Annotated in this window: 28 protein-coding genes and 3 pseudogenes; 18 read left to right on the forward strand and 13 right to left on the reverse strand. The window is 56.0% G+C overall.

Annotated elements, in window-relative coordinates; all coding sequences use genetic code 11:
- The first annotated feature begins 36 nt into the window (after positions 1-36).
- Positions 37-732: an FMN-dependent NADH-azoreductase gene (locus AEQ67_RS12595; RefSeq protein WP_059404182.1), complete on the forward strand. Its 696-nt coding sequence runs from the start codon at positions 37-39 to the stop codon at positions 730-732.
- Here AEQ67_RS12595 and AEQ67_RS12600 read toward each other — a convergent pair.
- A complete protein-coding gene (locus tag AEQ67_RS12600) occupies positions 709-1,035 on the reverse strand; it encodes an AzlD domain-containing protein (RefSeq protein WP_059404183.1) in 327 nt (108 codons plus the stop codon). The two genes, AEQ67_RS12595 and AEQ67_RS12600, sit on opposite strands and share 24 nt — an antisense overlap.
- Entirely contained in the window at positions 1,032-1,772 is a 741-nt protein-coding gene (locus AEQ67_RS12605) for an AzlC family ABC transporter permease (protein ID WP_059404184.1), read from the reverse strand. Before AEQ67_RS12605 ends, AEQ67_RS12600 begins: the two co-directional genes overlap by 4 nt.
- Before the next feature lie 147 nt (positions 1,773-1,919).
- Here AEQ67_RS12605 and AEQ67_RS12610 point away from each other — a divergent pair, with 147 nt between their 5' ends.
- Entirely contained in the window at positions 1,920-2,873 is a 954-nt protein-coding gene (locus tag AEQ67_RS12610; RefSeq protein ID WP_059404185.1) for a LysR family transcriptional regulator, read from the forward strand.
- A gap of 258 nt (positions 2,874-3,131) precedes the next feature.
- Here AEQ67_RS12610 and AEQ67_RS12615 read toward each other — a convergent pair whose 3' ends face one another.
- On the reverse strand, positions 3,132-3,476 hold the full coding sequence (locus AEQ67_RS12615; RefSeq protein ID WP_059404186.1) for a cupin domain-containing protein: 345 nt from the start codon (positions 3,474-3,476) through the stop codon (positions 3,132-3,134).
- A 135-nt stretch (positions 3,477-3,611) separates the two neighbouring features.
- On the reverse strand, positions 3,612-4,049 hold the full coding sequence (locus tag AEQ67_RS12620; RefSeq protein ID WP_059404187.1) for an NUDIX hydrolase: 438 nt from the start codon (positions 4,047-4,049) through the stop codon (positions 3,612-3,614).
- A 279-nt stretch (positions 4,050-4,328) separates the two neighbouring features.
- On the opposite strand from AEQ67_RS12620, the gene AEQ67_RS33755 reads away from it, so the two are divergent.
- From AEQ67_RS33755 to AEQ67_RS12635, 4 genes and pseudogenes are all read left to right on the forward strand, one after another.
- Positions 4,329-4,706, forward strand: a complete 378-nt coding sequence (locus AEQ67_RS33755) for a c-type cytochrome (RefSeq protein WP_082377831.1) — start codon at positions 4,329-4,331, stop codon at positions 4,704-4,706.
- A gap of 3 nt (positions 4,707-4,709) precedes the next feature.
- Positions 4,710-5,272 (forward strand): annotated as a pseudogene (locus AEQ67_RS36580) (arylsulfatase); the annotation flags it as partial.
- Positions 5,273-5,959: 687 nt separating this feature from the next.
- Positions 5,960-7,264 carry a hypothetical protein gene (locus tag AEQ67_RS12630; protein ID WP_152974834.1) on the forward strand — a complete coding sequence of 435 codons (1,305 nt, stop codon included), beginning with the start codon at positions 5,960-5,962 and terminating at the stop codon, positions 7,262-7,264.
- Between the two features lie 251 nt (positions 7,265-7,515).
- Positions 7,516-8,145, forward strand: a complete 630-nt coding sequence (locus AEQ67_RS12635) for a LysE family translocator (protein ID WP_059404190.1) — start codon at positions 7,516-7,518, stop codon at positions 8,143-8,145.
- An 82-nt stretch (positions 8,146-8,227) separates the two neighbouring features.
- On the opposite strand, the pseudogene AEQ67_RS12640 reads toward AEQ67_RS12635, so the two are convergent.
- Positions 8,228-8,461, reverse strand: a pseudogene (locus tag AEQ67_RS12640) (DUF1214 domain-containing protein); the annotation flags it as partial.
- 93 nt (positions 8,462-8,554) lie between these two features.
- On the reverse strand, positions 8,555-9,049 hold the full coding sequence (locus AEQ67_RS12645; RefSeq protein WP_059404192.1) for a cupin domain-containing protein: 495 nt from the start codon (positions 9,047-9,049) through the stop codon (positions 8,555-8,557).
- A gap of 319 nt (positions 9,050-9,368) precedes the next feature.
- Between AEQ67_RS12645 and AEQ67_RS36585 the strand changes: the two genes are divergently transcribed.
- The 4 genes from AEQ67_RS36585 to AEQ67_RS36700 all read left to right on the forward strand — a co-directional run bounded on the left by AEQ67_RS36585 (position 9,369) and on the right by AEQ67_RS36700 (position 13,193).
- Complete coding sequence (locus AEQ67_RS36585) at positions 9,369-9,731, forward strand: hypothetical protein (protein ID WP_059404193.1); 363 nt, start codon at positions 9,369-9,371, stop codon at positions 9,729-9,731.
- Between the two features lie 485 nt (positions 9,732-10,216).
- Complete coding sequence (locus AEQ67_RS12660; RefSeq protein WP_059404195.1) at positions 10,217-10,582, forward strand: hypothetical protein; 366 nt, start codon at positions 10,217-10,219, stop codon at positions 10,580-10,582.
- Positions 10,583-10,851: 269 nt separating this feature from the next.
- Positions 10,852-11,169 (forward strand): isochorismate lyase, encoded by a 318-nt coding sequence (locus tag AEQ67_RS12665; RefSeq protein ID WP_059404196.1) that lies wholly within the window; start codon positions 10,852-10,854, stop codon positions 11,167-11,169.
- Between the two features lie 1,331 nt (positions 11,170-12,500).
- Positions 12,501-13,193: a methyl-accepting chemotaxis protein gene (locus tag AEQ67_RS36700; RefSeq protein ID WP_442965636.1), complete on the forward strand. Its 693-nt coding sequence runs from the start codon at positions 12,501-12,503 to the stop codon at positions 13,191-13,193.
- A gap of 404 nt (positions 13,194-13,597) precedes the next feature.
- Here AEQ67_RS36700 and AEQ67_RS12680 read toward each other — a convergent pair whose 3' ends face one another.
- Together AEQ67_RS12680 and AEQ67_RS12685 are read right to left on the reverse strand one after the other, a co-directional pair.
- Positions 13,598-14,320 (reverse strand): DUF4225 domain-containing protein, encoded by a 723-nt coding sequence (locus tag AEQ67_RS12680; RefSeq protein ID WP_059404199.1) that lies wholly within the window; start codon positions 14,318-14,320, stop codon positions 13,598-13,600.
- Positions 14,317-14,802, reverse strand: coding sequence for an Hcp family type VI secretion system effector (locus AEQ67_RS12685; RefSeq protein ID WP_059404200.1), 486 nt, complete (start codon positions 14,800-14,802; stop codon positions 14,317-14,319). The genes AEQ67_RS12680 and AEQ67_RS12685 overlap by 4 nt, the downstream gene beginning before the upstream one ends.
- 257 nt (positions 14,803-15,059) lie before the next feature.
- Between AEQ67_RS12685 and AEQ67_RS33765 the strand changes: the two are divergent.
- From AEQ67_RS33765 to AEQ67_RS12700, 3 genes and pseudogenes are all read left to right on the forward strand, one after another.
- Positions 15,060-15,302: pseudogene (locus AEQ67_RS33765) on the forward strand (phage infection protein); the annotation flags it as partial.
- Positions 15,303-15,614: 312 nt separating this feature from the next.
- Positions 15,615-16,109, forward strand: a complete 495-nt coding sequence (locus AEQ67_RS12695) for a PaaI family thioesterase (RefSeq protein WP_059404202.1) — start codon at positions 15,615-15,617, stop codon at positions 16,107-16,109.
- A 200-nt stretch (positions 16,110-16,309) separates the two neighbouring features.
- The gene (locus AEQ67_RS12700) at positions 16,310-16,840 is read left to right on the forward strand and encodes a glyoxalase superfamily protein (RefSeq protein ID WP_059404203.1); all 531 of its coding nucleotides are present in this window, start codon (positions 16,310-16,312) and stop codon (positions 16,838-16,840) included.
- A 163-nt stretch (positions 16,841-17,003) separates the two neighbouring features.
- On the opposite strand, the gene AEQ67_RS12705 is transcribed toward AEQ67_RS12700, so the two are convergent.
- On the reverse strand, positions 17,004-18,677 hold the full coding sequence (locus AEQ67_RS12705) for a tetratricopeptide repeat protein (protein ID WP_059404204.1): 1,674 nt from the start codon (positions 18,675-18,677) through the stop codon (positions 17,004-17,006).
- A 105-nt stretch (positions 18,678-18,782) separates the two neighbouring features.
- Complete coding sequence (locus AEQ67_RS12710) at positions 18,783-19,796, reverse strand: GlxA family transcriptional regulator (RefSeq protein WP_177333646.1); 1,014 nt, start codon at positions 19,794-19,796, stop codon at positions 18,783-18,785.
- Between the two features lie 177 nt (positions 19,797-19,973).
- Here AEQ67_RS12710 and AEQ67_RS12715 point away from each other — a divergent pair, with 177 nt between their 5' ends.
- Together AEQ67_RS12715 and AEQ67_RS12720 are read left to right on the forward strand one after the other, a co-directional pair.
- Positions 19,974-20,348 (forward strand): hypothetical protein, encoded by a 375-nt coding sequence (locus AEQ67_RS12715; RefSeq protein WP_059404206.1) that lies wholly within the window; start codon positions 19,974-19,976, stop codon positions 20,346-20,348.
- Positions 20,345-20,539, forward strand: coding sequence for a helix-turn-helix transcriptional regulator (locus AEQ67_RS12720; protein WP_059404207.1), 195 nt, complete (start codon positions 20,345-20,347; stop codon positions 20,537-20,539). The genes AEQ67_RS12715 and AEQ67_RS12720 overlap by 4 nt, the downstream gene beginning before the upstream one ends.
- Before the next feature lie 180 nt (positions 20,540-20,719).
- Here the strand turns inward: AEQ67_RS12720 and AEQ67_RS12725 are convergent, their stop codons facing one another.
- Positions 20,720-21,109, reverse strand: coding sequence for a c-type cytochrome (locus AEQ67_RS12725; protein WP_059404208.1), 390 nt, complete (start codon positions 21,107-21,109; stop codon positions 20,720-20,722).
- Between the two features lie 114 nt (positions 21,110-21,223).
- Between AEQ67_RS12725 and AEQ67_RS12730 the strand changes: the two genes are divergently transcribed.
- The gene (locus tag AEQ67_RS12730) at positions 21,224-21,526 is read left to right on the forward strand and encodes a DUF7693 family protein (RefSeq protein WP_152974836.1); all 303 of its coding nucleotides are present in this window, start codon (positions 21,224-21,226) and stop codon (positions 21,524-21,526) included.
- A 9-nt stretch (positions 21,527-21,535) separates the two neighbouring features.
- Here AEQ67_RS12730 and solA read toward each other — a convergent pair whose 3' ends face one another.
- Positions 21,536-22,699, reverse strand: a complete 1,164-nt coding sequence (gene solA / locus AEQ67_RS12735; RefSeq protein ID WP_059404209.1) for an N-methyl-L-tryptophan oxidase — start codon at positions 22,697-22,699, stop codon at positions 21,536-21,538.
- A 161-nt stretch (positions 22,700-22,860) separates the two neighbouring features.
- Between solA and AEQ67_RS12740 the strand changes: the two genes are divergently transcribed.
- The gene (locus AEQ67_RS12740) at positions 22,861-23,433 is read left to right on the forward strand and encodes a chorismate mutase (protein WP_059404210.1); all 573 of its coding nucleotides are present in this window, start codon (positions 22,861-22,863) and stop codon (positions 23,431-23,433) included.
- Between the two features lie 130 nt (positions 23,434-23,563).
- Complete coding sequence (locus AEQ67_RS12745) at positions 23,564-24,004, forward strand: hypothetical protein (protein WP_059404211.1); 441 nt, start codon at positions 23,564-23,566, stop codon at positions 24,002-24,004.
- A 126-nt stretch (positions 24,005-24,130) separates the two neighbouring features.
- Here the strand turns inward: AEQ67_RS12745 and AEQ67_RS33775 are convergent, their stop codons facing one another.
- The gene (locus tag AEQ67_RS33775) at positions 24,131-24,640 is read right to left on the reverse strand and encodes a hypothetical protein (RefSeq protein WP_082377833.1); all 510 of its coding nucleotides are present in this window, start codon (positions 24,638-24,640) and stop codon (positions 24,131-24,133) included.
- Positions 24,641-24,738: the final 98 nt, after the last annotated feature.

The raw sequence follows: 24,738 nt of genomic DNA on the forward strand, positions 1-24,738 counted from the left end.
CTTTCACTGCCCTGCCCCCATCATTCGAGGTGTGCCATGACGACTCTTCTCCATATTCAGTGTTCTCCACGCAAGCAGCGTTCAGCTTCCCTTGAAGTCGCCCGCAGCTTCATTGCGCGTTATCAAGCCAACACCCCGGACACCGAAATTATCACCCTGGACCTCTGGAACATGGCGCTGCCGGAGTTCGATGATCTGGCCATGGAGGCCAAATACGCCGGGCTCAATGGCACGCCGTTGACCCCTGCACAACAAGACGCCTGGAACACGTTAAAAGCGTTGGCCAGTCACCTGCACCGCGCGGATGTGCTCGTGATGTCCGTGCCGCTGTGGAATTTCAGCATCCCGTACAAACTCAAGCACTTCATCGACCTGGTATCGCAGAAAGACGTCCTGTTCAGCGTTGACCCGGAACGCGGTCTGGAAGGCATGCTGCACAACAAACTCGCCGTGGTGATGTACGCCCGCGGCCTGGATTTTTCGGCGCAGTCGAGCACACCGGCGGAGCGCTTCGACTTCCAGAAGCCCTACGTGGAAGCCTGGCTGAAATTTATCGGCGTCACGGATGTGCATTCGGTGATTGTGGAGAAAACCATCCTGGGGGAAGACGTTGATCGGCGCGCGCGTGAGGACGCGACTCAGCAGGCCAGGAACCTGGCAGACAGTGTGTCGCTGACGCTTCAGGCCCCCCGGCTGCAGATCGATTCATTACCAACCGAAAAACTTGAATAACCACAACCCTCCCATCCCAACCCCCAGCGTCAGGAGCGTATTGCGAGTCTGCCAGGCGACCCAGGTCGCAATAATGGCGGCGGGTATCTGGGGGTTATTCAACACGAACTCCCCCTGCCCGTTGGGGTACACCACGGCGGGCAGCACAAGGGCCGCCAGCACACTCGCCGGTACGTAAAGCAAGGCCCGGCTCAGCACTGACGGGATGCGCAATCGGCCATACAGTTCGACAAAGGAAAGACGCATGGCGAAGGTTCCCAACCCGACGGCCAGGAACATCCCCCACAGGGCTAGATCACTCATGGTGTCTCCCTCTCGACGTCATGGGTCAGCGCATCGCTCAATGGGCGCTTGCGAATATTCTCGATCAACAGACCCGCGATGACACCGCCGATGGACGCGGTGACCAGTCCAAGGTTGTAGGGCATGTTCACCGCCACCACGGCGAGCAACCCGCCGACCGAGGCGGCGGCCAGGGTTGCCGCGCTACGGAGGCCGGGAACGAGAAGCGCCAGAAACGAAAGCGGTATGGCAAAGCCCAATGACCAGGTCTCGGGGATGCCTGCGCCCAAGTAGATGCCGGCCAATACCGACACATTCCAAGTCAGCCACATGGCAACGGCGGTGCCGGCATAGTAGTGGTGGGCGAATTGACCCAGCTCGCCAGAGGAAAGTTTAAGACCGCACAGTGCGTAGGACTGGTCGGAAAGCATGTAGGACAGTGGCCAGGTCCAGCGCCGTGGCAAGTGGTGCAGATCGGGAGCGAGTGACGCGCTGTACATGATGAAGCGCAAGTTGATGACCAGGGCCGTCACCACGATCGCCAGCGGCGCAACGCCCGTATGGAGCAGTTGCAGTGCAACCATCTGAGCGGACCCCGAGTAGAACAGCAGCGTCATGCCCATGGTCGTGCCGGGCGACATGCCCATGTTGATCGCCATGACCCCCGTCAGCAAACCGAAAGGAATGACGCCGAGGCTCAATGGCATGAGCACCCGGACACCTTGCATGAACGCTTCCCTTCCTGATTGGTACAGCATTTCTTCTCCTTGTTTTTGTGTTCGCGTCACCCGTTTGATCGACCTTTGCCTGACCCGTGGTTCGACGCCCATCGTGCGGTAGAGTGTGGACCCGAAGCCCGATGGGCAGAACCGACTTTTTTTTCGAGAAAACAGGTAGTTTTTGTTATGGCTAAAAGCTCCCAGCTTGATCAGGCCCTGCTCTCAATGCCGTCCTTCAAGGCGATGAGATCCTTCGTGGCCGCCGCCAAGTATCGGAACTTTACCCGAGCCGCCGAGGCGTTGTGCGTCACCCAGGCGGCGATCAGCCGTCAGATTCGTGAACTTGAACTGTACTTGGGGACGGAGTTGTTCACCCGCACCGGGCGGGAAGTCAGGCTGACAGCGTCGGGCAGCGCACTCTTCGATGCTGCACAACTGTCGCTGCTCAACATCTTTCAAGCAACCGAAAGAATCCGCCGGGAAAAAAGCGATAAACGCACCCTGACTCTTTGCTGCTCACCCGCCTTGTCGGCGCTTTGGCTATCCCATCGACTGAAAGACTTCTTCAGCGCCCATCCTGACGTCGATTTGAATGTCATCACCACCCAGCATTTTCTGGTCATGGAGCCCGGGATCAATCCGGATATCTTCATCACCAAGCACAGTGATTTGCGCCCCGGCTATCTGCGAATCCCGTTGTTTCATGAAGTCGTCTATCCGGTGTGCACGCCGCGTTATCTGGAGGCGCATCCGGAACTGAGCACGCTTGAGGGCATGCGCAACAGTGTGCTGTTGGACCTGAACCCTTATGGCCGTTCCCAGCTGTCAGAACAGGTCGACTGGAATGTGTGGTTCGCTTTCCAGGCCCATGACCTTCAGATCCCGGCCTCGGAAAGTCCGCACTATTTCAGCAGCAACGACTACAGCCTTCTCGTGCAGATGGCGCTGGATGATCAAGGTATCGCCTTGGGCTGGGATCATTTGGTGAGGCATCTGGTACAGCAGGGGCGCCTGGTTCGGCCAGTGACGGAGGAGATTACGCTCAGGGAATCGGTGCAGTATTTGATGATTAATGAGAAGAAAGCAGAGGACCCGGCGTGTGGGCGGTTGAAGGATTGGCTGGTGGCTGAGTTCAAGTGAAGTCAGTGGCGAGTGTCTTTGAAATACAACACGCCATTTGTAGCAGCTGGCGAAGCCTGCGTTCGGCTGCGAAGCAGTCGTAATACCTGAGTTTGCGGTCTCCCTGAAACACCGCATCGTCTGAATTCACGACTGCTGCGCAGCCGAACGCAGCCTCGCAAGCTCGACAGCTGCTACAGAGCCGAACGCAGGCTTCGCCAGCTGCTACAGATAGTGGTGCGCCTTATCTGACGAACGTTGTCCCTTTTGGTCCTGAGCTTACGCTTGCCGGACAATATCGACCGAGATCTCCACCGCCGCGATCGTGCCTCTGTTCTCAAGCCAGTGTGTGGTGTGCCTGTCTTCGGGCCAGCCCACGCCCGGTCCATAATCCGTGGCGATTCCATTTCGATGGTCAGTGATCGTTCCTTGCAGAATGTAGACGGTGCCTGGCCTGTCGATATGGTTGTGAATCGGCCCGAAGACGCCTCCGGGCTCGATGGTTACCCTGCGCATCCTGAGTTGGCGCCCTGCCATCCCCTCGATCTCAGGCCCCAGGTCAATCGTTGCAAGTAAGGTCACCGTAACGCCTTTCGTCTCAGGTGCCGCCTGTTCGTTGCTCATCGCACGCGCCCCTCTGTCTATACAGCGCCTAACTGGAAGTAGAGACCCTAAAAGGCGTGATCAGGCGGGAGGCGACAAAGGGTTGAGTGCCGCCCTTCGCGACAGGGTGTTATCGGCCAGAAGCGGACAGTTGAATTAAGGATGCCTGTCCATCAAATGCCCACGCGCTTCTAGGACCTCGCACAAAAAGACCAGCGCTCGACGAAAAACCGGGTGGCAATCGTCATAAGGTAAATGGTCAAGCGAAGCCCAGAAAAACTCGAAGAGGTGACCATGGTCATCGAGCGTCTGATGTGACCATTGTTCACATAGTGGTCCAACCGCCTGGCACAGTTGAAACGACCAGATCTGGCCGTGATGACCGGAATCCCAACATCCTAGGTCGTCTTCGATTGTGGCGGTGCATATACCAGACTCTTCCGCCAGTTCACGCAGGGCTGCTCGACTCGGTGTTTCCCCCTTTTCAATAGTTCCCTTCACCAGTTGCACCCCAGCCTGAGGATGGCGGAACAAAAGGATCCTGGGGAACCGCGAGGTGGACAGAACTACTGAGCAGGCCTTGTCGGGAAGCATGGCGATTTCCTTATCGGCAATGGAGGCTCGCCATCATACGCTTTCAGCTATTGCGTAACTGGAGTGGGTTGGAACCTGACTGGCATCGTGAGCGGGAGCAATAGGTCGGTAATGGCCCTTCGCGATAGGCAGAAATCGGCCAGGAGCGGTCATTCGGAGGCGCCGGGAAAACGAGTTGAGCATCTGAAAGGACTGTGAGGCCAACGCGCCGACTGATATCTTTCCCGCGCTCAAAATCGCGTCCAATCAACGCTGATCCCATCAAGGAAGATACGAACAATGAAAATACTGTTCATCGTGACGCTAGGCATTTTATCGCTGACTCAAACATCACTATCCTTCGCGGATAATGCTAATGGAAAAAATCTCTATCTACAGCGATGCAGCATGTGCCACGGAATGGATCTCAAAGCAACAGGACCACTGGCCAATAAAAGCAATCCGCCCACACCTGATCTAACAACGTCCGCTTTCAAAAAACGATTAATTGATTATCCGGGCATGATTGTATCTTCGATAATACTTCGCCCAAATGGAGACTTGATTCCAAGAACCTTGCGTGAGAATGGTGTAAAGCTATCGCCGCACGCATGGAGCATTAACGATCTGCGCGATTTAAATCAATACATGGGCGGTGTGATTTCGCAAAAACGATGATTCGGTGGCCTGAGCCTGATGCCGACGTTTGCCGCGGTGGCGGGCATCAAACTGCCGGAGAAAAACCGCGAAGGTCAGCCGATCATGTTCGACAGCTACGACATGACCCCGGTGTGACTGGGCACTGGCCCCTCCCCACGCAAGGAATGGTTCTACTTCACGGAGAACGAACTGTCGCCCGGTGCCGCCCGTGTCGGCAACTTCAAGGCCGTGTTCAACCTGCGCGGCGATAACGGCGCCCAAACCGGTGGCCTGGCGGTCGACTCCAACCTGGGCTGGAAAGGTGAGAGCAAGTACGTGGTGACCGTGCCGCAGGTCTTCGACTTGTTGCAGGATCGGCAGGAGCGCTACGACATTTTCATGAACAACTTCACTGACGCACCGGGTCGATGGTTCCCATCAGCATCGCGATCAACAACCTGATGAAAACCTACGCCAAGTACCCTCCACGCAAAATACAAAGCATGACCTACGACGGCCCGGTGGAAATTTGTAAATATCAGAAATTCCAGTCGGTACGCGAAGACCTGCAGAAGGAAGGTGTGAACATTCCAATACCTAATTAGCGGTAGGGCGGCAGTCTCGTTTGGGGCTGCCGCGTTCCCATTCTTCATAGACAGAAAATACACGTGAACCATTAGCACCTTGCGAGCGTCGGTTACGGGTCGTTGCAGCCTTTTGCGACAGGCACTTTTCGGCCAAAAGCAGTCCTTCGTGCTAGGCATTAAAAGCGTCATTACGGACACTCCATGGGACAACAGACAAATAATGGTCTTGCCGGGTAGAGATTTGCGCCATGCAAACCACAAGTGAAGCGTCTTGCTATAAAAAGCAATGAATTATTCTCGACTATCAACATGAGTATTTTTTAAGATTGACCTTCTGGAGTCGTCAGCAACATTTGGCGAAGGAACAGCTTGGGGTCGACAACTGCCCCTCATTAAAGGCAGCAATTGGGTCATAAGCAGCCACTAGAAGCAGCCTCTAAACTGACTCCTGACTCCGTAGCCTTAAATAACGCTCTGGAAACTGTATCGACGCCAGCAGGAGGCTGCGCGCGGAAAGCTTAATGGGCCCTTTCGAGCGCCCTCCACAACATGCGCCGCCACGCAGCTCCCTCTCATGAGCCAACGCTATCGCGTTGGAAGAGCGTGCCCGAGGCTAAAGATATAAGGAGTTAAAGGTTTGGTCATCTGAATATGTGCTATACCCAAAACATCCAAATTGTAAACCAACACAAAATGGAGATAAAAATGCGGCGCCTCACACCAATTCGCAAGGCTATGTTCGCATTTGCGGTTGTCATGGGATGCGTAATGTTCATGACAGGTTTCTTAGATCGTACCCCCCCCCCAGCACCGGACCAATTCAAGTGTGCAGAGAATGGCGGAGTTGATCCGTTCACCCAAGAGCGTTTTGACCCTGGAAGTATCGATCGTCTAAATGCAAAAGCGCGTCTAAAAATAATCGAATTTACCGACGAGGGGGAGTTAGTTGACCGGTGCCAATGGAGTGATGTTATATACGAAGTGAGAGGCACTCCACGTGAGTCCAAGTTACAGCGCAAGACTGCTTCGGAGCGCGACCTACCCAAAGAGCGCACGGCCAAGCTGGTTGTGATGTACGTGCATGGCTGGAAGCACAACGCTGATATTCACGACGAGGACCTATCCGACTTCAAGGATTTGATAGATCAACTTAACAAGTTGGAAGCACCCCGTGTTAAGCCACGTGATGTCGTAGGCATCTATATCGCTTGGCCTGGCAAAACATTGAATATTCCTATGATGGATAATTTAAGCTTTTGGGGGCGCAAGGGCGGGGCAGATCGTGTGACCGCAGCAGGTAACATTTCCAAGTTGGTAAGTTCAATCAAGGGTGTCAGTTGTCAGCAGGGCGACCCGAATGACTTTATCGTGGGGATCGGCCACAGTTTCGGGGCGCGAATACTCTACACGGCTGTAGCGCCACTTCTGATCAGTGAACTGGCAATGAAACATCCCGGTGATCAATTCAATAGTTACGATAACGTCACTGGGGTCATTGATCTAACTGTGTTGCTGAATCCAGCGTTTGAGGCTTCGAGGTACACCGCGCTCGCCGCCAGCAGAAGGAATAAGGAAGTATTTAGCGCATCCCAACAGCCTTTGCTGTTGACGGTCGCGACAAGCAACGATTTGGCAACCCGATTGGCCTTCCCGATAGGCCAGATAATGGGGACACGGTGGAGAGAACGTGAGCGGACCACTCTTGGCAATTACCAGCCTTATCGAACCCATGAACTGAGCCGTCGCAGCGTTCAGGCAGGCCCTATCGCGGGCTTCTGGTACGACAGTTTTTGTCAGAGCGGTATTTGCTTGGAAAAAAAAGACGCTATCTCAAGCTATCCATTTGTCGTGGCTAGCACCGATGCCACAGTATTGTATGGGCACAATGGAATATGGAAGGAAGGTTTCATTTCATGGCTTGCGAACTTCATTGAAATAAGTAGCGAAAAGCGTCTTGTCGATAAAAACTCAGGAACCGGATGTCTGAATCGACAGGGTAAAATTGAGTAAAAGCTGGAGAAGGCATCGCGAAAATCCGCTTTTGGTTGTGGATACAATCGGGCACGAGAGTCGAAAACCGGCCAATAGCAGCCGCTCGACGTCTATAACTATGACCGGCCAACTTGTTTCCACAATGCCGTCAAACGGATTAGTTCGCCTCTGCACACCCTGACTGTAGCGGCCAAATCCATCCTCACTGTATCTGCTTCTGCCTGGCTACCGCCGGTTAGCATGACGCCTCCCCCGAGGAGGTATTACCCATGCCGGACGCCACTAACCTCTACCTGTTCATTGTTGCCGCCTTGCTGTTGCTGATTGTGCCCGGCCCTAACATGGCTATCGTCACCAGCCATGCGGTCGCCCACGGCTGGCGCGCCGGCCTTGCCGCCGCGCTGGGAATAACCCTGGCCGATGTGTTGATGACTGTCACGGTGAGCACGGGGCTGGGTGCGCTGGTCATGAGTTGGGCTCCGGCGTTTGACTTGCTGCGGTGGGCCGGCGCTTGTTATCTGATGGGGTTGGCCTGGCAGGCTTTGAAGGCTCCGCCTGCGGAGACGGAGACTCAAGCCACGCAGGCTTCGATGCGCAAGATCTTTGCCCGAGCCACGCTCAACAGCCTGTTAAACCCCAAGGCGCTGTTGTTCTTCATGGTATTCCTGCCGCAGTTCGTCTCTGTGGGTGGCAGCAGCGTCACCTCGCAATTGATGTTCCTGGGGTTGCTGCTTGCGCTGATCGCATTGATCTTCCATTCCCTGCTCGGGTTTTGTGCCGGACGGCTGCATGGGCGTCTTCGCGAAGGCATCGTCTCTAAACGCCTGGGTGCTTATAGCTTCGCGGCGGTCATGACCGTTCTGGCGGCACGCTTGCTGGTGCTCAATCGGCCGGTTTGAAGGCTCACCAGGACGACTCGACGTGTCTCTCACCCGTTGGTTTGCGTTGCCCGTTTAATAACGGGGCAACGCACGTTCATCGTTACTGTTTGATCAAATCACTGGGCTTCCAACTCTGGTCGAAAAACGCTTGCTTGGGACCGTACAAACGCACAATCACCAGGAAGCCTTTGCCCGGAACAGTCTTGATCCAATTATTGCCTTCGCCCGGTAATTCGGGGCCAAAGTAGAGGTCGGTCGAGCCGTCGCTGTTCTGTGCCGGTTTGTCCATCTGATTGAGCGACGGGAACGGCTGGCCGTTGTCGAGTCCCGACGCTTGAGTGAATGAAAACGGGTGCCGATGGCACCCGTTTTTTTGTTTGACGACAAAGTAAATCTGCCCCCGCGCTTCGATACCTACAGGTCTTTCTTACTTCGATGCATTGCGAGGATCATCATGACTATCAATGTACTCAAGACCCAGCGGGCCGATCCCGTACACCTGTGAGATGTATTCTCCTGATTTGGCCCAGTGGAAATGGGGCGTATTAGCCGGGAGTATCACGACGCTACCTGGACCGTAAGCAACCAGCTTATCCAGATCAAAAACCTTACCAAATCCAATATAGAAAACGCCGGACATGACGGTGTAGATGCGGTCTTCGGGATGGGTATGGGGCATTAATTTGGTGCCATTTGGCACTTTGACTCTCACCACGTAGGGTGCCGGTTTACTCGGGTCACCGGCCAACACAGCCAGTTTTACTTCTTTCGGGAACGCCGGAAAGCTGCGCCATTCCACGTCTTCATTATGTAAGGCGCCGACTTTATCGAGTGGCAAGGGTTGTGCCTGGACGAACGGCATTGCAGCGCTGGCGACAAGCAGTGCAGCCAGACTCGCAGTTTTCATAATGTTCTGAATCATGAAAGGCACCTTAATTACGCAGTAAACACATTGATATCGCCACCTACACCGCTGGCGAGTTGCGTGCGGCGTAACTGTATTTGTCACTGGCTGTGATGAGAATGGCGTTATCGCGCATTACTGTTGATACGCAATGTAATCAATGCGCTGTTAACTTCCGTTTGCCTGGGTTGCGCCACATCATCACGCTCACTAGAGGTGGGCCGCTAGCCCTATCAACGCCATCGATGTTCACCATCACGTCAATGAAGTTCTCATAAAAAATCCGCGGCGTAACATCTGCTCCATACCAACCAATAACACCCCGGAGCACACGATCATGAAACGCCAAACCATCCTCAGCATCGCTTTCTCGGTTTTTGCAGTTAACGCTTTCGCCGCTACCTCGGTTCACCCGGTTGTCGCTGAAGGCGGCTCGGATCGTCTGATTGAAAGTCGTGTGGCTGAAGGTGGTTCCGACCGTTTGATTGAAAACCGCGTCGCTGAAGGTGGTTCGGATCGTCTGATTGAAAGCCGCGTCGCTGAAGGTGGTTCGGATCGTTTGATTGAAAACCGCGTCGCTGAAGGTGGTTCGGATCGCCTGATTGAAAAACGCGTTGCTGAAGGTGGTTCGGATCGTCTGATCGAAAATCGCGTTGCCGAAGGTGGTTCTGACCGTCTGATCGAAAGCCGCGCTGTATAAACAAATCGCATCACCGCAATACCCAAAAAAGCCCGGCCTGATCAGCCGGGCTTTTTCGTGTTCGATCCGAAGCGCCGCCAGGATCGATGAAGTGACCGCGTCCCCTGTAGGAGCGAGCCTGCTCGCGATGGACCTGAGGACAACGCGTTTATCCAGCAAACACGCGTTATCGTTAACGTCCATCGCGAGCAAGCTCGCTCCTACAGGTTTCCTTAACGGCTCTACCTTCATCCGTCGCGATGGACCTGAGGACGACGCGTTTATCCAGCAAACACGCGTTATCGTTGACGTCCATCGCGAGCAAGCTTGCTCCTACAGGTTTCATTAACGGTTCTACCTTCGCGATGGACCTGAGGACGGCGCGTTGAACCAACAAACACGCGTTATCGTTAACGTCCATCGCGAGCAAGCTCGCTCCTACAGGTTTGCTTAATCCGATACGATCATCGCTGGAATGGATCATCTCGACTAAAGGACGCAGCATTATGGAAATCCCCTTTTCTCAAATCAGCGAGCGTTTGAACAATCGCAAATTTACCGTAGCGGGCAATACCCACGGGCTATCCGGTACAGGCACCGTCTTTCATTACCAGGTCGAGGAAGAGGCCATTTCGGGCACTTACCAAGGCGGCCGGATCCGTATGGGTCAGCAAGTCGGGCGCGTGACAGGCGCCGATACCATTGAGCTTCTTTTTCAGTGCCTGACCACGGAGGGCGAGATGCTTGCCGGGTGGTCGCGTGGCACGGTAGGTGTTGATCGTGCAGGGCGTACCACGCTGAGCTTCGTGTGGGGTTGGTTGTCGGGTGCGACGGGAGGTGGGGAGTCCAGCTACGTCGAGCTTGTCGCGTAGCGGTTAAAACAATCGGCAGCCCCTAATACCGCTCAGTTAAGCCATAACGCAATCTGTAGCAGCTGGCGCAGCCTGCGTTCGGCGGCGCAGCCGTCGTCAATCGGGACACCGCGGTTTATCAGACATTGCGCGGTGTCTGGTCTGGCGACGGCTTCGCCGTCGAACGCAGCCTTCGGCAGCTGCTACAGAGTATGCGTTGCTGTTTAATTACATCGAGTCAAAAACAATCGGGACAGATTTTTAATTGCTGAACAAAAGGAGCTACCTACATGGACGTCTCAAATCAGATGCAGCCCGCAGAGTGCGCAGGGATGGAGGACATTCGGCGCGAGATTGATGCCCTGGATCAGGCCGTTATCACGTTGTTAGGAAGGCGTTTCCAATACGTACTGGCTGCTTCGACGTTCAAGACTTCTGCGGCCTCGGTACAGGCTTCGGAGCGATTCAATAGCATGCTGGTGACACGTCGTGACTGGGCCTCGGAAGTAGGCCTGAGTCCGGATGCAATCGAAAAAATGTTCCGTGACCTGGTAACCCACTTCATTGCCGAAGAAATGAGGCACTGGACAGCTCAACAGTCTGAATAAAGGGCCGTACTCTGCGTCACAGCCAAGTACGCCAGTCAGTTAAGCCATAACGCGATCTGTAGCAGCTGCCGAAGGCTGCGTTCGGCGGCGCAGCCGTCGTTAATCGGGGCACCGCGGTTTATCTGACATTCCGAGGTGTGTGGTTCGGCGACGGCTTCGCCGTCGAACGCAGCCTTCGGCAGCTGCTACAGGGGGTGCGTTGCTGCCGAGATTTCTATTTTGGCCGTCAGACTTGTCTACTACCCCGCCGATTCTGCAAAACTTGCCTCTAAATCTGACAATGTTTTCCACGTGCGACGTCGCACACACCAGAGTGATGGCGAACAGCTACTCTCTCCCCGGTTTCTCCTGTACATCTCTACCAGACCAAAAATAACACTGACCCTGTGGCGAGGGAGTTTGCTTCCGTTGAAGCGTTCCGTGCTCGCGCAACAGGAGCAAGCTCCCTCTCCAGAGGGTCAGTGTCAGGCTCAACTGATCGGCATTAAACCTGCTTTATCTGGCTCAATTACATGGAGTAATCGTGAATGCCCTTCCCCCCTCGCTTCCTGGAACACTACCGCAAAGCCGACCGGATCATGCTGGGTTTGATCTGGCTGATGTTCCTCTTCGCGGTGGGTCTGGCGTTCTGGCACGACACCTTTATGCAGGCGTTTGTGGTCGGTGGGGGCACAAGCCTTTTGCTCACGCTGCTGTATCGCGCCATCGGCGGAACGCGGTTGATGCGCTGTTGCCTGGGCATTGGTTTGATGGTCATGGCGGCCTTGCACATCAATCAGGCCGAGGGCGTCATTGAGTCCCACTTTGGTATTTTCGCGTTGCTGGCGGTGCTGACTTTTTATCGCGACTGGCTGCCGATTCTGGTCGCCGCTGCGACGATTGCCGTGCATCACGTGGTCTTCCATGCGCTGCAACATCAAGGTTTTCCGGTCTACGTGATGGCGCATCACGGTGGCTGGACGATGGTGTTCGTTCATGCGTTTTATGTGGTCATGGAGACGGTCGCCCTGCTCTATCTGGCCGTGCACAGTCAGGCCGATGCGGTGGAGAGCCAGGACATGCTGGACAAGATGCTCGCGGCCACGTCGCAGCTCGCCGTCGATGCGGGCAAGGGCGACAAGGCCAGGGTGCATGTGTCGCTCGCGGAGCGTTTCGATCAGTTCCTGATGCAGATTACCGCCCTGGTTGACGGGGTGGTTCGCGACTCTCATGGCTTGGGTGAGCTGGGCCAAGAACTGGCCAAGGCGAGCAACACACTGGAGAAAGGCGCGAAGCATCAGCTGACGGAAATTGCGCAGATGACCGGTTCGATGCAACGGATGGGTGACGCCATGGGGCATATCGCGGTTCACGTCGAGCATGCCGTTGAACATGCCGGCCAGGCCAGTGTGCAAATCACCCGAGGCCAGGAAAGTGTCAACCGCGCCCAACAGGAAATCACGCAGTTGGCGACGCGCCTGAAAGGCACTCACTCAACCGTGCAAGTGCTGGCGGGACAGGCACAGCAAATCGGTACGGTGCTGGAGGTCATCAGCAGCATTGCTGAACAAACCAACCTGCTGGCCCTCAACGCCGCCATCGAGGCCGCGCGCGCCGGTGAGCAAGGCCGAGGCTTTGCCGTGGTGGCCGATGAAGTGCGCAGCCTGGCGCAACGGACTGCCGTTTCCACCAAGGAAATCAGGACGATCATCGAGGCCTTGCAGCAAGGCAGCCGCAAAGCCGTCGAGGCCATGCATGACAGCCGCGAAGGTGTGGAACGTTGTGTTGAAGACAGCCAGCTGGCGGCAGCGATGTTGCGGGCGGTGGGCAGCGACATCTCGCAGATCGATGAACTCAATGGACGCATTGTCACCACGACCCGCGAGCAATCCACGGCGAGCGTTGAAATCGTCGGGCGTTTGCACTCGGTGCAGACTATTGCGCAGAACACGGCGGATGATGTGGAAACGCTTGCCTTGAGCAGCCAGCGTTTGCCACCGATTGCCATTCGCCTGGATGCGTTGGGGCGTACGTTTCATCAGTAATGCTCGTCGTCCGTTTCTAGATGGCAACGCGCTGATCTAAATTCGGATGCGCGCTCGGCAGCGTCATCCCGACTGGGCCATGTCGCTGGGCCAGTCAGAAATTTTAAATTTTCCTGCGCGAAGACCAGCACTTACTTTTCCACGGAAAAGGAATTGCATACGCGTAGGCGAAAACAAAGAAAAAGGAAAGCCATCCGATGCCTGAATTATCTTGTTCACCTATTACCGGGACATAGCCTTCCTTGATAAACCTCACATGAACAAAGATGAGCACTACGTTGTATGTCATCACCCCCCAAAACCTGAAAACGGTGAAGTTCCTGCCGGAGAATTTGTAGCTAGCCCATAGCGAAGGAAAATAAAATAAACAGCTACAAAACGTAAACCCAATATAAAAAACCGCATTATTCATTTGTATTTTTCCACTCTTTCAGCATTCCACTTGTTGTCGCTGCATCGGCGCCTATATCAATTGCAAAAGCACTTACCGACGTACTCCTGTAAGCCCTTACATAATCTGTTCGAACATATCTAAAAAGACGCCACGCATCCGGTTTCAATACCAATCTGCTAGCACTATAGATAGACATTCCCAAGTCAACTGACCCAAACGCCATATTTCCTGCTTGTTTTCCTTTCCCCATCTTTTTAGCGACTTCGTGATACCCCTTCCTGACCGGGCCTTGCGTGTCAGATTTGCCTTCCCACAAATTTCGCCCATTTTCATACACATTGTTAGCGCCATGTGCCATCAGCGGGGCACCAGCAAGCAGGCACAACATACCCGCCGAGCCGTAGCAAATACCCGCACCGGTGGCAAATTGAAGGGCTCCGGCGATGACCCCAACACCTTTTTGCGTCACCTCCCACGACTGGCTCAGCAGGCTGTTCTGTTCGTTTTTTATTTCCTGAAGTCCCCGCTCAGAGCTTTTTCTGCCCTGTGCCACATCATTCACAATGCTTCTGGCGTAGTAAGCAACCTCGCGATTAAATTGCAGACGCAATGTGCCATCTTCAATATGCCGAGCACCTAATGTGCAGGCTTGATTAGTCAGGTAATTCGCGGCATGGCTGACTTGCCAGATATCGCGATTATCCGTCCCGCCAGGCGCCTCTGGCGGCTTCATTCGTCACCTTCCAATAAGCTATATCCACTGGTTCCAGCCAAATGATGCGTCCAGGTAATCTCACGATAACGAATAGCAACATGCTCTTGAGGTTCGACATCATTTTGCAGAACGACATGAGGCATATCCAGCGTCAGATCTGCGATAACACCACCGCCAATTTTTATCGTGAAGAACTTTTCCTGGAGGCCAAACGAAGAAATCCGGTAGAAACTGATCGAACAGTTTATTTCCTCTCTGCTTGAAAGCGCCTGAGCCAGTAAAGGGGATGATTTATCAACATTTTTCGTAATGAAAATCGGGCCATGCGTGGGTCTATTAATATTCCCAAGATTGGCCATGTTGTGACTGTAGGACAACACCATGATTTCATCGGTGTGTCCGGTTTGACACTTGTTGCCGATAGAATCCTGGGTTGAACAACCCGCTGATATCAATCCTTGAGTCTTGCCTGTCAGGGTCATGTAGCCGTGATTCGCCATATCCGTCACTCCTTGTAATCGGACAGACATGCTAGTACATCGATTCAATACATGATGTAGGACGTTTCTGAATATTACTGCCTTCGCAAACTTGGCTGCCTATCTCAGTAGGAGTCAGACACACCACTGCACGCTCCACGATTGCTTCATCCATTGCCCACGTCGATAGTTACCATCATCTCAATGAAGTTCTCTTAAAAACTCCGGGGCGTAACATCGGCTCCATACCAAACAACTACACCCCGGAGCACACCATCATGAAACGCCAAATCCTCCTCAGCATCGCTTTCTCGGTTTTTGCAGTTAACGCTTTCGCCGCTACCTCTGCTCACCCGGTTGTCGCTGAAGGCGGCTCGGATCGCCTGATTGAAAGTCGTGTGGCTGAAGGTGGTTCGGATCGTCTGATTGAAAGTCGCGTCGCTGAAGGTGGTTCGGATCGTTTGATCGAAAGTCGCGTCGCTGAAGGTGGTTCGGATCGTCTGATCGAAAGCCGCGCTGCGTAAATGAATGGCTTTACCGTACTGCTCGATAAAAACCCGGTCTCATCAACCGGGTTTTTTTATGCCTGCAATAATCCGGGCGTCCGGGCGGACGCCAAGATCGCAGCCTTCGGCAGCTCCTACAGGGATCGCGTGCAACCGCCTATTTGTGGTCGTGCCTGATCCTGTAGGAGCTGCCGCAGGCTGCGATCTTTTGGGGGCTTGGATCGATCGGATCGAGTAAGGGTCGATCTGTCGGCTCTGACTTGTGCTTGCTCGGTTCAGCGTTAAAATCCGCCAGGTTTGGTTCACATTGTTAAGGATGATCAAGGTATGTCCAGGCTCGACACTTCCCTGCAAGACACCGCCGCGCCTGAAGGCGTTTGTTACGGCTGCGGCAGCGGTAATCCGCACGGGCTGCACATCAAGAGCTTCTGGCATGAGGACGGCGTGCATGTCATGGCCGAGCATCTGCCTGATGCCCAGTTTTGCGGCTGGCCGGAGCTGGTGTACGGCGGATTGATCGCGATGCTGGTCGACTGTCATTCAAACTGGACGGCAATGGCCTATCACTACCGTCTGGAACACCGCGAACCGGCAAGCCTGCCCCGCATCAATTGCGTCACCGGCAACCTTGGCATCAAGTTCATCAAGCCGACCCCGATGGGTGTGCCGCTGACCCTGCGGGCAAAAGTCGAAGGTGAAGTTGGGCGCAAAACCCGTGTCATCTGCGAGGTCTACGCGGGGGACGTGCTAACGGCTATTGGCGACTCGATTTTTGTGCGCGTCGATACCGAGCAACTGGCCGCCGTCGCGCACAGTCGGTAGTTGCCTTACACCGCGAGCTGCCGGCAAAACTTCCGCACTCATTAATGGCTGTGTATGATCAGCGCGGGCCGATGCTGCCCGCCGCTCGCTTCCGCAAGGAAAGGTGAAAGCATTTCTTCTTTTCCCAAATCCTGTCGCTTCTCTTGACGGTCGAGGTTTGGCAACGCGAGCACCACAATGCCTCGACTACAGGAGTAGTCATGTTTTCAAACGAGCAAGCCAAGCAAATGGCCAAGCGGCTGCGTGCCTCACTAGAGGCGCGTGATCAAGCGGTGCCGCACTCAACCGCGCTGGAACTGGTCGCGCAGCAACTGGGCTACAAGGACTGGAACACCGCGTCTGCGATGCTGGCCCAGGAAAACCCCCAACCCACGGTGACGTTCGACAAACCCGTTCCAATATTACGGATGTTTGACGAAGCCAAGGCCCGCGAGTTTTATCTTGATTTTCTAGGCTTCAGCGTCGAATTCGAGCACCGGTTCGAAGCCGATCTACCGCTGTATCTGGGGATCAGTCGAAACGGTCTGCAGCTGCATCTTTCCGAACACCATGGCGATGCCAGCCCAGGCTCGACGGTGTTTATCCCCATGCAAAATATCGAACTGCTTCGGGATGAGTTACTGGCCAAGCGCTATGGATACGGGCGTCCGGATATTGTTCAGCAGGGTTGGGGGCAAGTCCTGGAAGTCTACGACCCTTTCGGTAATCGACTGCGGTTCTGTCAAAGCTGACGCAACCCTGTAGCAGCTGGCGAAGCCTGCGTTCGGCTGCGAAGCAGTCGTGAAACCTGAGCGCGAGGTTTTTCTGAAGGACCGCATCGGCCGGTTTTACGACTGCTGCGCAGCCGAACGCAGGCTGCGCCAGCTGCTACATGGGTTTGCGTTATGGCTGACATCAGGTGCAGCAACGGGCGCCGACGCGGCAGAAACATGAGGCGGTGATCTCCACGTCGGCCCGGGCCATGGCCAGGTCGAGGCGGATTTTCGCGGCGGCGGCCTCGGTGTCCCGGCCCAGTCGTTTCAGGCATTCCACATAACCGTGCAGGCTCCACACGTTGTCCAGGTGCCAAGCTGCGCGGCTGAGGGTGTTGTCCAGTCCCAGATCGGCTCGGTAGGCCTGCAAGGCTTCTTCTACCCTGCCCTGTTCCAAAAGCAACGCGCCCAGCGCATGCCGAACCGGTTGCATCCAGCCCCATGGCTCGTCGTAAGGCAGGTTGTCGTCCAGCGCGCGCGCCTCGCGCAAGTGGGTGAAGGCCTCGTCGTAATTGCCTTTGCGGTACTCGATTTCGCCGCGCAGCATGCCGGCGGCGACCGCCAGAATGTCGTTGCAGGTGTTGTTGAAGAGGTAGCGGGTGTCCGGCACTCGGGTCCAGGCTTCAAGGAACAGACGCTGTTCGGCTTCCGCGCCGGCGATGTACCCGGTGGCCGCGTGCGCCACGCCTCGGGCGTAATGCAGCATCGCGGTGGTCACGCAGTACAGCGCCTGATCGTTCGGCAACGGCGTGGCTAGGATGTCTTGCCATTTGCCGAAACGGATCTGCACGTGGACCTTCATCGAGACGAAGCCTTCCAGCCAGTCGGCCATGGGCGGCTGCGTCACGCGCAGCAGTTCTTCCTTGATCGTGGCGATCAGTTGATCGGCGGCTTCCAGCGCCGGTTGGTACTGGCCGAGGAACATCGCCGAGTAGAGTTTGAAGTGGTAGTTGTGGCTTCGGTACAGGGTGTAGAAATTGATCGGCCCTTCCCGTTCCAGGTATTGGCTGTCGGCCACGATCGCCCGGCTGTTGGTGATCATGGCCCCTCGATAATCGCCACACAGCACGTCGATGTGCGACGGCATGTGGCGCAGATGCCCGGCGTCCGGCACCAGGTCGCGCAGGACATCGCCGGCGCGCAATGCCCGCTCCGGATAGGGCGACATTTCCATGGTGTGGACGTACATGTGCAGCACGCCGGGGTGCGGCGCATCGCCGTGTTGCTCCATGCGTTGCAGGGCGCGCTCCAGTACGGCCACCGCTTCTAGGGTGTCGGCGCCCGGTGCGGGTGTGCCGGTTTTCAAATCCCACAGCTGCCACGGCGTGCGGTCGATCAGCGCTTCGGCAAACAGCGCAACCACGTCGGGATCATCGGGAAAGGTTTTGTAGACATCACGCATGGACGCCGCGTAGGCATCGTTCCAGCTGAAGAGTTGTTCAACGCTGGCCGCCTCGTTGGCCTGGTAGCGTTGCTCCAGCGTGCGGATCAGCGCTTGCTCCACAGGGGTTGCGCCGTCGATGTGCGCCAGCGCAGTGTGCGTCGCCAGTCGGGCCTGGGCCACGGCCTCTTTCAACTCCTGTTCGATGAAGGCGTCCCAGCGTTTGTTGTAGTTCGGGCCCGAGGCGTAGGCGATGCCCCAGTAGGCCATCGCGCAACCGGGGTCGTGTTCGAGGGCCTTGTGGAAACAGCGGATGGATTCGTCGTGGTTGTAGCCGTAACACCATAACAATCCACGATCGAACCAGCGCTGGGCTTGCGGCGAACGGGCCGTCACCGGGCGGCTGTAGGTGCCCAAATCGTAATAGTCAGGCATCGGTTTATCCTCTCGACCAGAGCTCAAGAGAACCAGCATACCCCCACAGTTTTCGCTCGGCAGTGCTGCTGCCGACAGGCGGAAACCGCCCCCAGGCAAAAATTGTTACTTGATAAGTCGTGTTTCCTTAGACGGTCTGTAGCCGAAATACGAGCTGTAGCACTTGCTGAAATGGCTGGGCGAAACAAACCCGCAGGCTACCAGCACATCCACCTGGGACAACTCAGTGTGCTGCAGCAGTCGACGCGCTTCGGTGATGCGCAGTTCCAGGTAATAGCGTTGCGGCGTAGTCCCCAATTGCTCCTTGAACAGGCGTTCGAGTTGTCGACGTGAACGGCCAGCGTAGACCGCCAGTTCCTCCAGCTCTAACGGTTCTTCGAGGTTGGCATCCATCAACTTCACCACCTCACGCAAGGGCGCACTCACGCAGATATTTTCAGCCGGTTTGATGCGTCGATAGCGAGACTCTTCGAACGCCAGAATGTCCTCGATGCCTTCGACCAGAGCTTTGTCGTGCAGCCCCTTGATCCAGTCCAACGCCATATGAAAAGCCCCCGAGGGACTCGACGCGGTGAGCCGGTCCCGATCGATGACGTAGGGTTCACTGGTGACATGCGTGGCCTTGGAGATTTCCGCGAGTGCAGGGCGATGTTCGGGGTGAATGGCGCACCGATAGCCGTCAAGCAAGCCGGCGCTGCCGAGGAACCAGGCGCCATTCCACAACCCGGCCAGACTGACACCCCGCTCTGCCGCCGCTCGGAGCAGGCTGCTCAGTTCATCAGTCGCCTTCAATTCTGTCCGGTAGCCGCCGCAAATCACCAATAGGTCGAGATCTTTAATGGCTGAACAATCGAGACGGGTATCGGGCCGAATGACCAGGCCCAGATCGCTGATGACCTCGCCGTCATTCAGGCCGAATGTTCGGGAAGAGAACAACCCGGGCCGCAGCAGATTCGCGGTGACGATCGTATCCAGTGCCTGGGTGAACGCCGGCAGCGAGAAATGCTCGAGCAGCAAGAAACCTGCGCGAGTCATTTGCGCGGGCTGGTCAGGGTTTTCATTCAGATAGCGGAGGTTTTTCCCTTTCATGCCTCCGCTGAATTGGCGTCGTTCGATCAATGTTTGACCCACTCGGTGACGTTAAGCAACGTGTCGTTGGTGCGCTGATAAGTGCAATGCTAACTGCAGATCTTTCAAAACCACAGCGTTGCCTGAAAGCCCTACGTAAAGCGTCCTTTACATCCTCGATTTCATCGGCGAATATGTAAAGGACGTTTTACATAAGGACGATGAAAAATGCGACGGTACTACTACGAGTTGGGCGCAGCACTGGCTGCGTATGCGGTTTTTTTGAGTGTGTCGCTGACGCTGCTGCAGCATCAGGAAAACTTCGGCATGCCGCTGCGCATTGCCATTACGCTGGCGCCGGTGATACCGGCTGGCTTGATGTGTTGGGCGATCGTGCGCAACCTTCGGCGCATGGATGAAATGCATTTGCGCATCCAGTTCGAGGCCCTCGGCTTTGCGTTTGCCGCCTCAGCGTTGCTGACCTTCAGCTACGGCTTTCTGGAGAATGTCGGGTTCCCGCATCTCTCGTGGATCATGGTGTGGCCGGTGATGGGGTTGATGTGGATCATCGGGCTGATGGTTGCCAGACGCCGCTATCAATGAAAAACCGACTGAAAGAACTGCGCGCCGAGCTCAAGTGGTCGCAGGTCGACCTGGCTTCTCGGCTGAATGTCTCACGGCAGACAATCAACGCAATCGAAAACGGCCGGTACGATCCCAGCCTGCCGTTGGCGTTTCAGATTGCCCGGGTTTTCCAGTTGCCCATCGAGGCGATTTTTGAGGATGCCTTGTAGCAGCTGGCGAAGCCTGCGTTCGGTTCTGTAGCAGCTGTCGAGCTTGCGAGGCTGCGTTCGGCTGCGCAGCAGTCGTAAACCCTGCATATGCGGTGTGCCTGACAGACCGCAGCGCCTGATTTCACGACTGCTTCGCAGCCGAACGCAGCCTCGCAAGCTCGACAGCTGCTACAAGAGCGCTTACTGCGGCTGAAACGTCTGGAGGTAGGCCAGCAGGTTTTCGATCTTTTGCGGATCGCTGAGGCCCCAGAAAATCATGCGGGTGCCGGGTACGACGGCTTTGGGATCTTCAAGGTACGCGGTCAGTGTTTCACGGGTCCAGACAATGCCTGCCGATTTCATCGCAGCGGAATACTGGTAGTCCGCCGAGCTTCCTGAAAGGCGCCCGAAAATACCATTGAGCTGCGGACCAAAAGAACCGCGCGCCGATTCCCCGACTTGATGGCAGCCACCACATATGCGCTTGAACAGTGTTGCACCCGCCTCCGCATCGCCGGCCGCGTTTGCTGGCGTGCTGAACAATCCGCCATTGAGCAGCAAGGCAAAGGGGAATAACGCGGCTTTGTTCATATCGGGTTCCAAATCAAAGGGTGTTCACAACACAAGTCCGGCGGCGATTTCATCATGATCGGCTATCCTGTGCACCCCGATTCTACGCAGGCCATGGCCTCACCGGAGACAGCTGTGCACCCCCTGACCACCCGCGAGGTTTACCAGCAATTACGCGACGCCGCCCTGGGCATTCGCCTTTTGCGGCGCCTCGACAAACACACCGAACCTGGCCAGGTACACGTCGACATCGAAGGCTGGCACCTGACCCTCGATGTCGACGGCGACCACCTGCGCCACTGCCAACGCTGCCAGAGCCCGGACGGTCGCGAGGGTGAGTTCGACAGCTGGCAACGTTACGGCACTGACCCGGTCAGTTTGCTCAGCACTTGGGAACTCGCGCAGGTTGAGCGCTTGCTGGCCGAGACACGCGGCTGAGTAGCGAACTCACTCAGCAAACCGCTTCAACGAAAACGCCGACAAATCCAGATCACAACTGCCGCGCACGCACCACTGCGCCAGCGCCTCGCCCAGTGCAGCGGAATGCTTGAAGCCATGCCCCGAACAAGCGGACACCACCAGCGTATTTTTCAGAGACGGGTGTTCGTCGATGATGAAGTGGCTGTCCGGCGTGACGGTGTAGGCACATACCGCCGACTTGGCAACCCGCGAGGTCACGCCCGCGATCTTGCCGCGCACGTGGGTGTCGAACATGTCGCGTGCTTCGGCATCGACGACCGTTCTGTCGAGCGTGTCGGGCGATGATTCTTCGCTGTACTGCTCGGTGGCGACCTTCATGCTGCCCTCGCCGGGCAACGGTGGAAAACCGTAGTTCGACTCTTCAGGCCCGTGATAGTAGATGAAGGTCGGCGATACCGGCGCAAACCGCGCATTCTCTTCCAGTTCGAACCAGAACAGTTTCTGTCGGCACACCTTGAGCAAGGTGTCGAAGGGCTTGCCGAGCAAGCCCTGGGACCACATGCCGGCGCTGATCACGACTTTGTCGGCGAGGATGGTTCGCCGGTCGGTGATGACCGTAACGCCCTGCTCGTCCGAGGTGATGTGCAGGACGGTTTCGCCCTTGAACAGCGTCGCGCCAAGCTCCTCGGCGAGCTTGAGTTGTACCGCAATGCAGCGCTCCGGCCGGACATACCCGCCGCCCGGTTCGAAATAGCCGACGGCCGTGTCCAGCACCGGTGAAAACTGCGGAAAGCGCTCACGGATCTGTGCAGCCGACAACACCTCATGCTCGATGCCATAGGTTTTCGCGAGGTGCAGGGTGCGGTGGGTGAAGTCACTTGCATCGTCAGCGTCATAACTCGGGCTGGAGGTCATGACCAACACGCCACACTGCTCGAACAGCGACTCACCGGACAGCGCTTCGAGCTCCCGCCAGATTCTGTGGGAGTTACGAACGATGGGCACATATTCGGCGCCTTCGCCGACCGAGAGACGGGTGATCCGCGTGTCTCCATGGCTCGAACCTTGAGTATGCGGCGGATGGTGGCGGTCGACGCCGGTCACCTTCACCCCGGCTTTTGCCAGTTGATACAGGGGGGCGGCACCCATCGCACCCAAGCCGAGCACCGCTACTTCGCATCGATGTTCCATCTCTTAGCTCCGTCTAAAAAATCGAGAGACTCATTATCCATGGATCTGCACCGTTAAGACGCCACTGTTTTCAGCAGTAAACCCAAAGCCGCCCTTCTTCGATTTGGCTCACTTGTGATACACATCGTGATTGTGAATCCCGCGCTCAATGAGGTTTGCCCATGCTTCACTTTCCACGCCTGCCGCAACTGCTGACCTGCGCCCTGTTCGGTTTACTCGCTGGCGGCGCGCAGGCCAGCACGCCCTCCCCGGTGCCCGATAGCTTGCAACCGTTACTGGTGACGATGAACGAGCGCCTGAGCATCGGTGACCTCGTGGCGTTGACCAAGTGGGACAGTGGCAAACCGATCCAGGACACGGCCCGGGAGGCGCAAGTCATTGCCAATGCCCGGAAAATGGCCGCTGAGCGCAAACTGAATCCTACTGACGTCGCCGAATTGATCGCCGCGCAAATTGAGGCCAACAAGCTGGTGCAATACGGACTGCTCGCTCAGTGGAAAGCCGCTGGCAAGGCACCTGACACGCCACGGCCGGACCTGACCAGGCAAATCCGGCCACGCCTGGATGAGCTGCAAAACCGTCTGTTGCAGCAATACGCCGCCTTCGCGCCCTATCGCAAAGACCCGAACTGCGCAGACTGGCTCGCCACGGCACGGTCCGACCTGATCAAGGATCAACTGCACGGTCAGGCGCTGATACGCGCCACCGGGGAGCTCTGTATCGCCAGTCAATGACCGGCAAACCCCGTTTCAGGCAGCCATTGACTGCGTCAATAGTCACCATTAACTCAATGAAGTTCTCTTAAAAACTCCGGGGCGTAACATCGCCTCCATACCAAACAACTACACCCCGGAGCACACGATCATGAAACGCCAAATCATCCTCAGCATTGCGTTCTCGGTTTTTGCAGTTAACGCTTTCGCCGCTACTTCTGCTCACCCGGTTGTCGCTGAAGGCGGCTCGGATCGCCTGATTGAAAGTCGTGTGGCTGAAGGTGGTTCGGATCGTCTGATCGAAAGCCGCGTCGCTGAAGGTGGTTCGGATCGTCTGATCGAAAGCCGCGTCGCTGAAGGTGGTTCGGATCGTCTGATCGAAAACCGCGTTGCTGAAGGTGGTTCGGATCGTCTGATCGAAAGCCGCGTCGCTGAAGGTGGTTCGGATCGTCTGATCGAAAGCCGCGTCGCTGAAGGTGGGTCGGATCGTTTGATCGAAAACCGCGTTGCTGAAGGTGGTTCGGATCGTCTGATCCAGAATCGCGTTGCCGAAGGTGGCTCTGACCGCCTGATCGAAAGCCGCGCAGTCTGAATAAATGGCTTAACCGTACCCAACAAAAAGCCCGGCCTGATCAGCCGGGCTTTTTTCGTTTTCGGCTCGCAGTGCGCTACCTGAAAGCAATCAACATCCAATGTAGAAGCGGCGGTGCCACAGCAATCAGCAGGTGCAGCACATCAGCGGCATGCCGTTGCAGCTCATCATCATCGGCATGCTGCAGTCGTTCATCATTTTCATCATCAGGGTGCAGCAGTTTTTCATCATGTCCATGTTCATGCCGGCCATCGGCATGATTTTGCACATCATGCAGTCGTCCATCATGGTGCATTCCATCACGCACTTCATCGACGGCATCGGCATGCCCATCATTGGCATCGGCATCATCATGTTCATCATCGGCATGGTCATGCTCGCCTGGGACATGCACATCATGCTCATGTTGCCGCAGTGCATCATCATCGGCATGCCGCAGTTCATCATCATCTGCATCATTTCAGCGCTGTTCTTGAACATGGCCATGTCCATGCCAGCGGCCGGCATCATCTTGCACATCATGCCGTCGTCCATCATTTCGCAGGTCATGGTCGCCATCATCATCGGCATGCCCATCATCGGCATCATCGGCATGTTGGCGTTCATCGGCATTTGCATCTGCATGGCGTTCATCATGGTGTTGTTCCCTGAAGGATTGGAGAGTTGGACAAAGCTGATGGAGCGAATTCTAAGCAATGATCCAAGCGCAACAAGATGACGATCAAACAGCTGCA

It is taken from the genome of Pseudomonas sp. RIT-PI-q (genome assembly GCF_001297125.1).
Taxonomy (GTDB): domain Bacteria; phylum Pseudomonadota; class Gammaproteobacteria; order Pseudomonadales; family Pseudomonadaceae; genus Aquipseudomonas.

Bases quoted from the DNA above. Each gene is read 5' to 3' on its own strand.
- AEQ67_RS33775 (WP_082377833.1), bottom strand. From the start codon at position 24,640: ATGATGAACGCCATGCAGATGCAAATGCCGATGAACGCCAACATGCCG.
- AEQ67_RS12700 (WP_059404203.1), top strand. From the start codon at position 16,310: ATGTTTTCAAACGAGCAAGCCAAGCAAATGGCCAAGCGGCTGCGTGCC.
- AEQ67_RS12645 (WP_059404192.1), bottom strand. From the start codon at position 9,049: ATGATTCAGAACATTATGAAAACTGCGAGTCTGGCTGCACTGCTTGTC.
- solA (WP_059404209.1), bottom strand. From the start codon at position 22,699: ATGGAACATCGATGCGAAGTAGCGGTGCTCGGCTTGGGTGCGATGGGT.
- AEQ67_RS12665 (WP_059404196.1), top strand. From the start codon at position 10,852: ATGGACGTCTCAAATCAGATGCAGCCCGCAGAGTGCGCAGGGATGGAG.
- AEQ67_RS12660 (WP_059404195.1), top strand. From the start codon at position 10,217: ATGGAAATCCCCTTTTCTCAAATCAGCGAGCGTTTGAACAATCGCAAA.
- AEQ67_RS12610 (WP_059404185.1), top strand. From the start codon at position 1,920: ATGGCTAAAAGCTCCCAGCTTGATCAGGCCCTGCTCTCAATGCCGTCC.
- AEQ67_RS12620 (WP_059404187.1), bottom strand. From the start codon at position 4,049: ATGCTTCCCGACAAGGCCTGCTCAGTAGTTCTGTCCACCTCGCGGTTC.
- AEQ67_RS36585 (WP_059404193.1), top strand. From the start codon at position 9,369: ATGAAACGCCAAACCATCCTCAGCATCGCTTTCTCGGTTTTTGCAGTT.
- AEQ67_RS36700 (WP_442965636.1), top strand. From the start codon at position 12,501: ATGGGGCATATCGCGGTTCACGTCGAGCATGCCGTTGAACATGCCGGC.
- AEQ67_RS12695 (WP_059404202.1), top strand. From the start codon at position 15,615: ATGTCCAGGCTCGACACTTCCCTGCAAGACACCGCCGCGCCTGAAGGC.
- AEQ67_RS12715 (WP_059404206.1), top strand. From the start codon at position 19,974: ATGCGACGGTACTACTACGAGTTGGGCGCAGCACTGGCTGCGTATGCG.
- AEQ67_RS12595 (WP_059404182.1), top strand. From the start codon at position 37: ATGACGACTCTTCTCCATATTCAGTGTTCTCCACGCAAGCAGCGTTCA.
- AEQ67_RS33755 (WP_082377831.1), top strand. From the start codon at position 4,329: ATGAAAATACTGTTCATCGTGACGCTAGGCATTTTATCGCTGACTCAA.
- AEQ67_RS12740 (WP_059404210.1), top strand. From the start codon at position 22,861: ATGCTTCACTTTCCACGCCTGCCGCAACTGCTGACCTGCGCCCTGTTC.
- AEQ67_RS12725 (WP_059404208.1), bottom strand. From the start codon at position 21,109: ATGAACAAAGCCGCGTTATTCCCCTTTGCCTTGCTGCTCAATGGCGGA.
- AEQ67_RS12615 (WP_059404186.1), bottom strand. From the start codon at position 3,476: ATGAGCAACGAACAGGCGGCACCTGAGACGAAAGGCGTTACGGTGACC.
- AEQ67_RS12630 (WP_152974834.1), top strand. From the start codon at position 5,960: ATGCGGCGCCTCACACCAATTCGCAAGGCTATGTTCGCATTTGCGGTT.
- AEQ67_RS12745 (WP_059404211.1), top strand. From the start codon at position 23,564: ATGAAACGCCAAATCATCCTCAGCATTGCGTTCTCGGTTTTTGCAGTT.
- AEQ67_RS12600 (WP_059404183.1), bottom strand. From the start codon at position 1,035: ATGAGTGATCTAGCCCTGTGGGGGATGTTCCTGGCCGTCGGGTTGGGA.
- AEQ67_RS12720 (WP_059404207.1), top strand. From the start codon at position 20,345: ATGAAAAACCGACTGAAAGAACTGCGCGCCGAGCTCAAGTGGTCGCAG.
- AEQ67_RS12605 (WP_059404184.1), bottom strand. From the start codon at position 1,772: ATGCTGTACCAATCAGGAAGGGAAGCGTTCATGCAAGGTGTCCGGGTG.
- AEQ67_RS12680 (WP_059404199.1), bottom strand. From the start codon at position 14,320: ATGAAGCCGCCAGAGGCGCCTGGCGGGACGGATAATCGCGATATCTGG.
- AEQ67_RS12635 (WP_059404190.1), top strand. From the start codon at position 7,516: ATGCCGGACGCCACTAACCTCTACCTGTTCATTGTTGCCGCCTTGCTG.
- AEQ67_RS12705 (WP_059404204.1), bottom strand. From the start codon at position 18,677: ATGCCTGACTATTACGATTTGGGCACCTACAGCCGCCCGGTGACGGCC.
- AEQ67_RS12685 (WP_059404200.1), bottom strand. From the start codon at position 14,802: ATGGCGAATCACGGCTACATGACCCTGACAGGCAAGACTCAAGGATTG.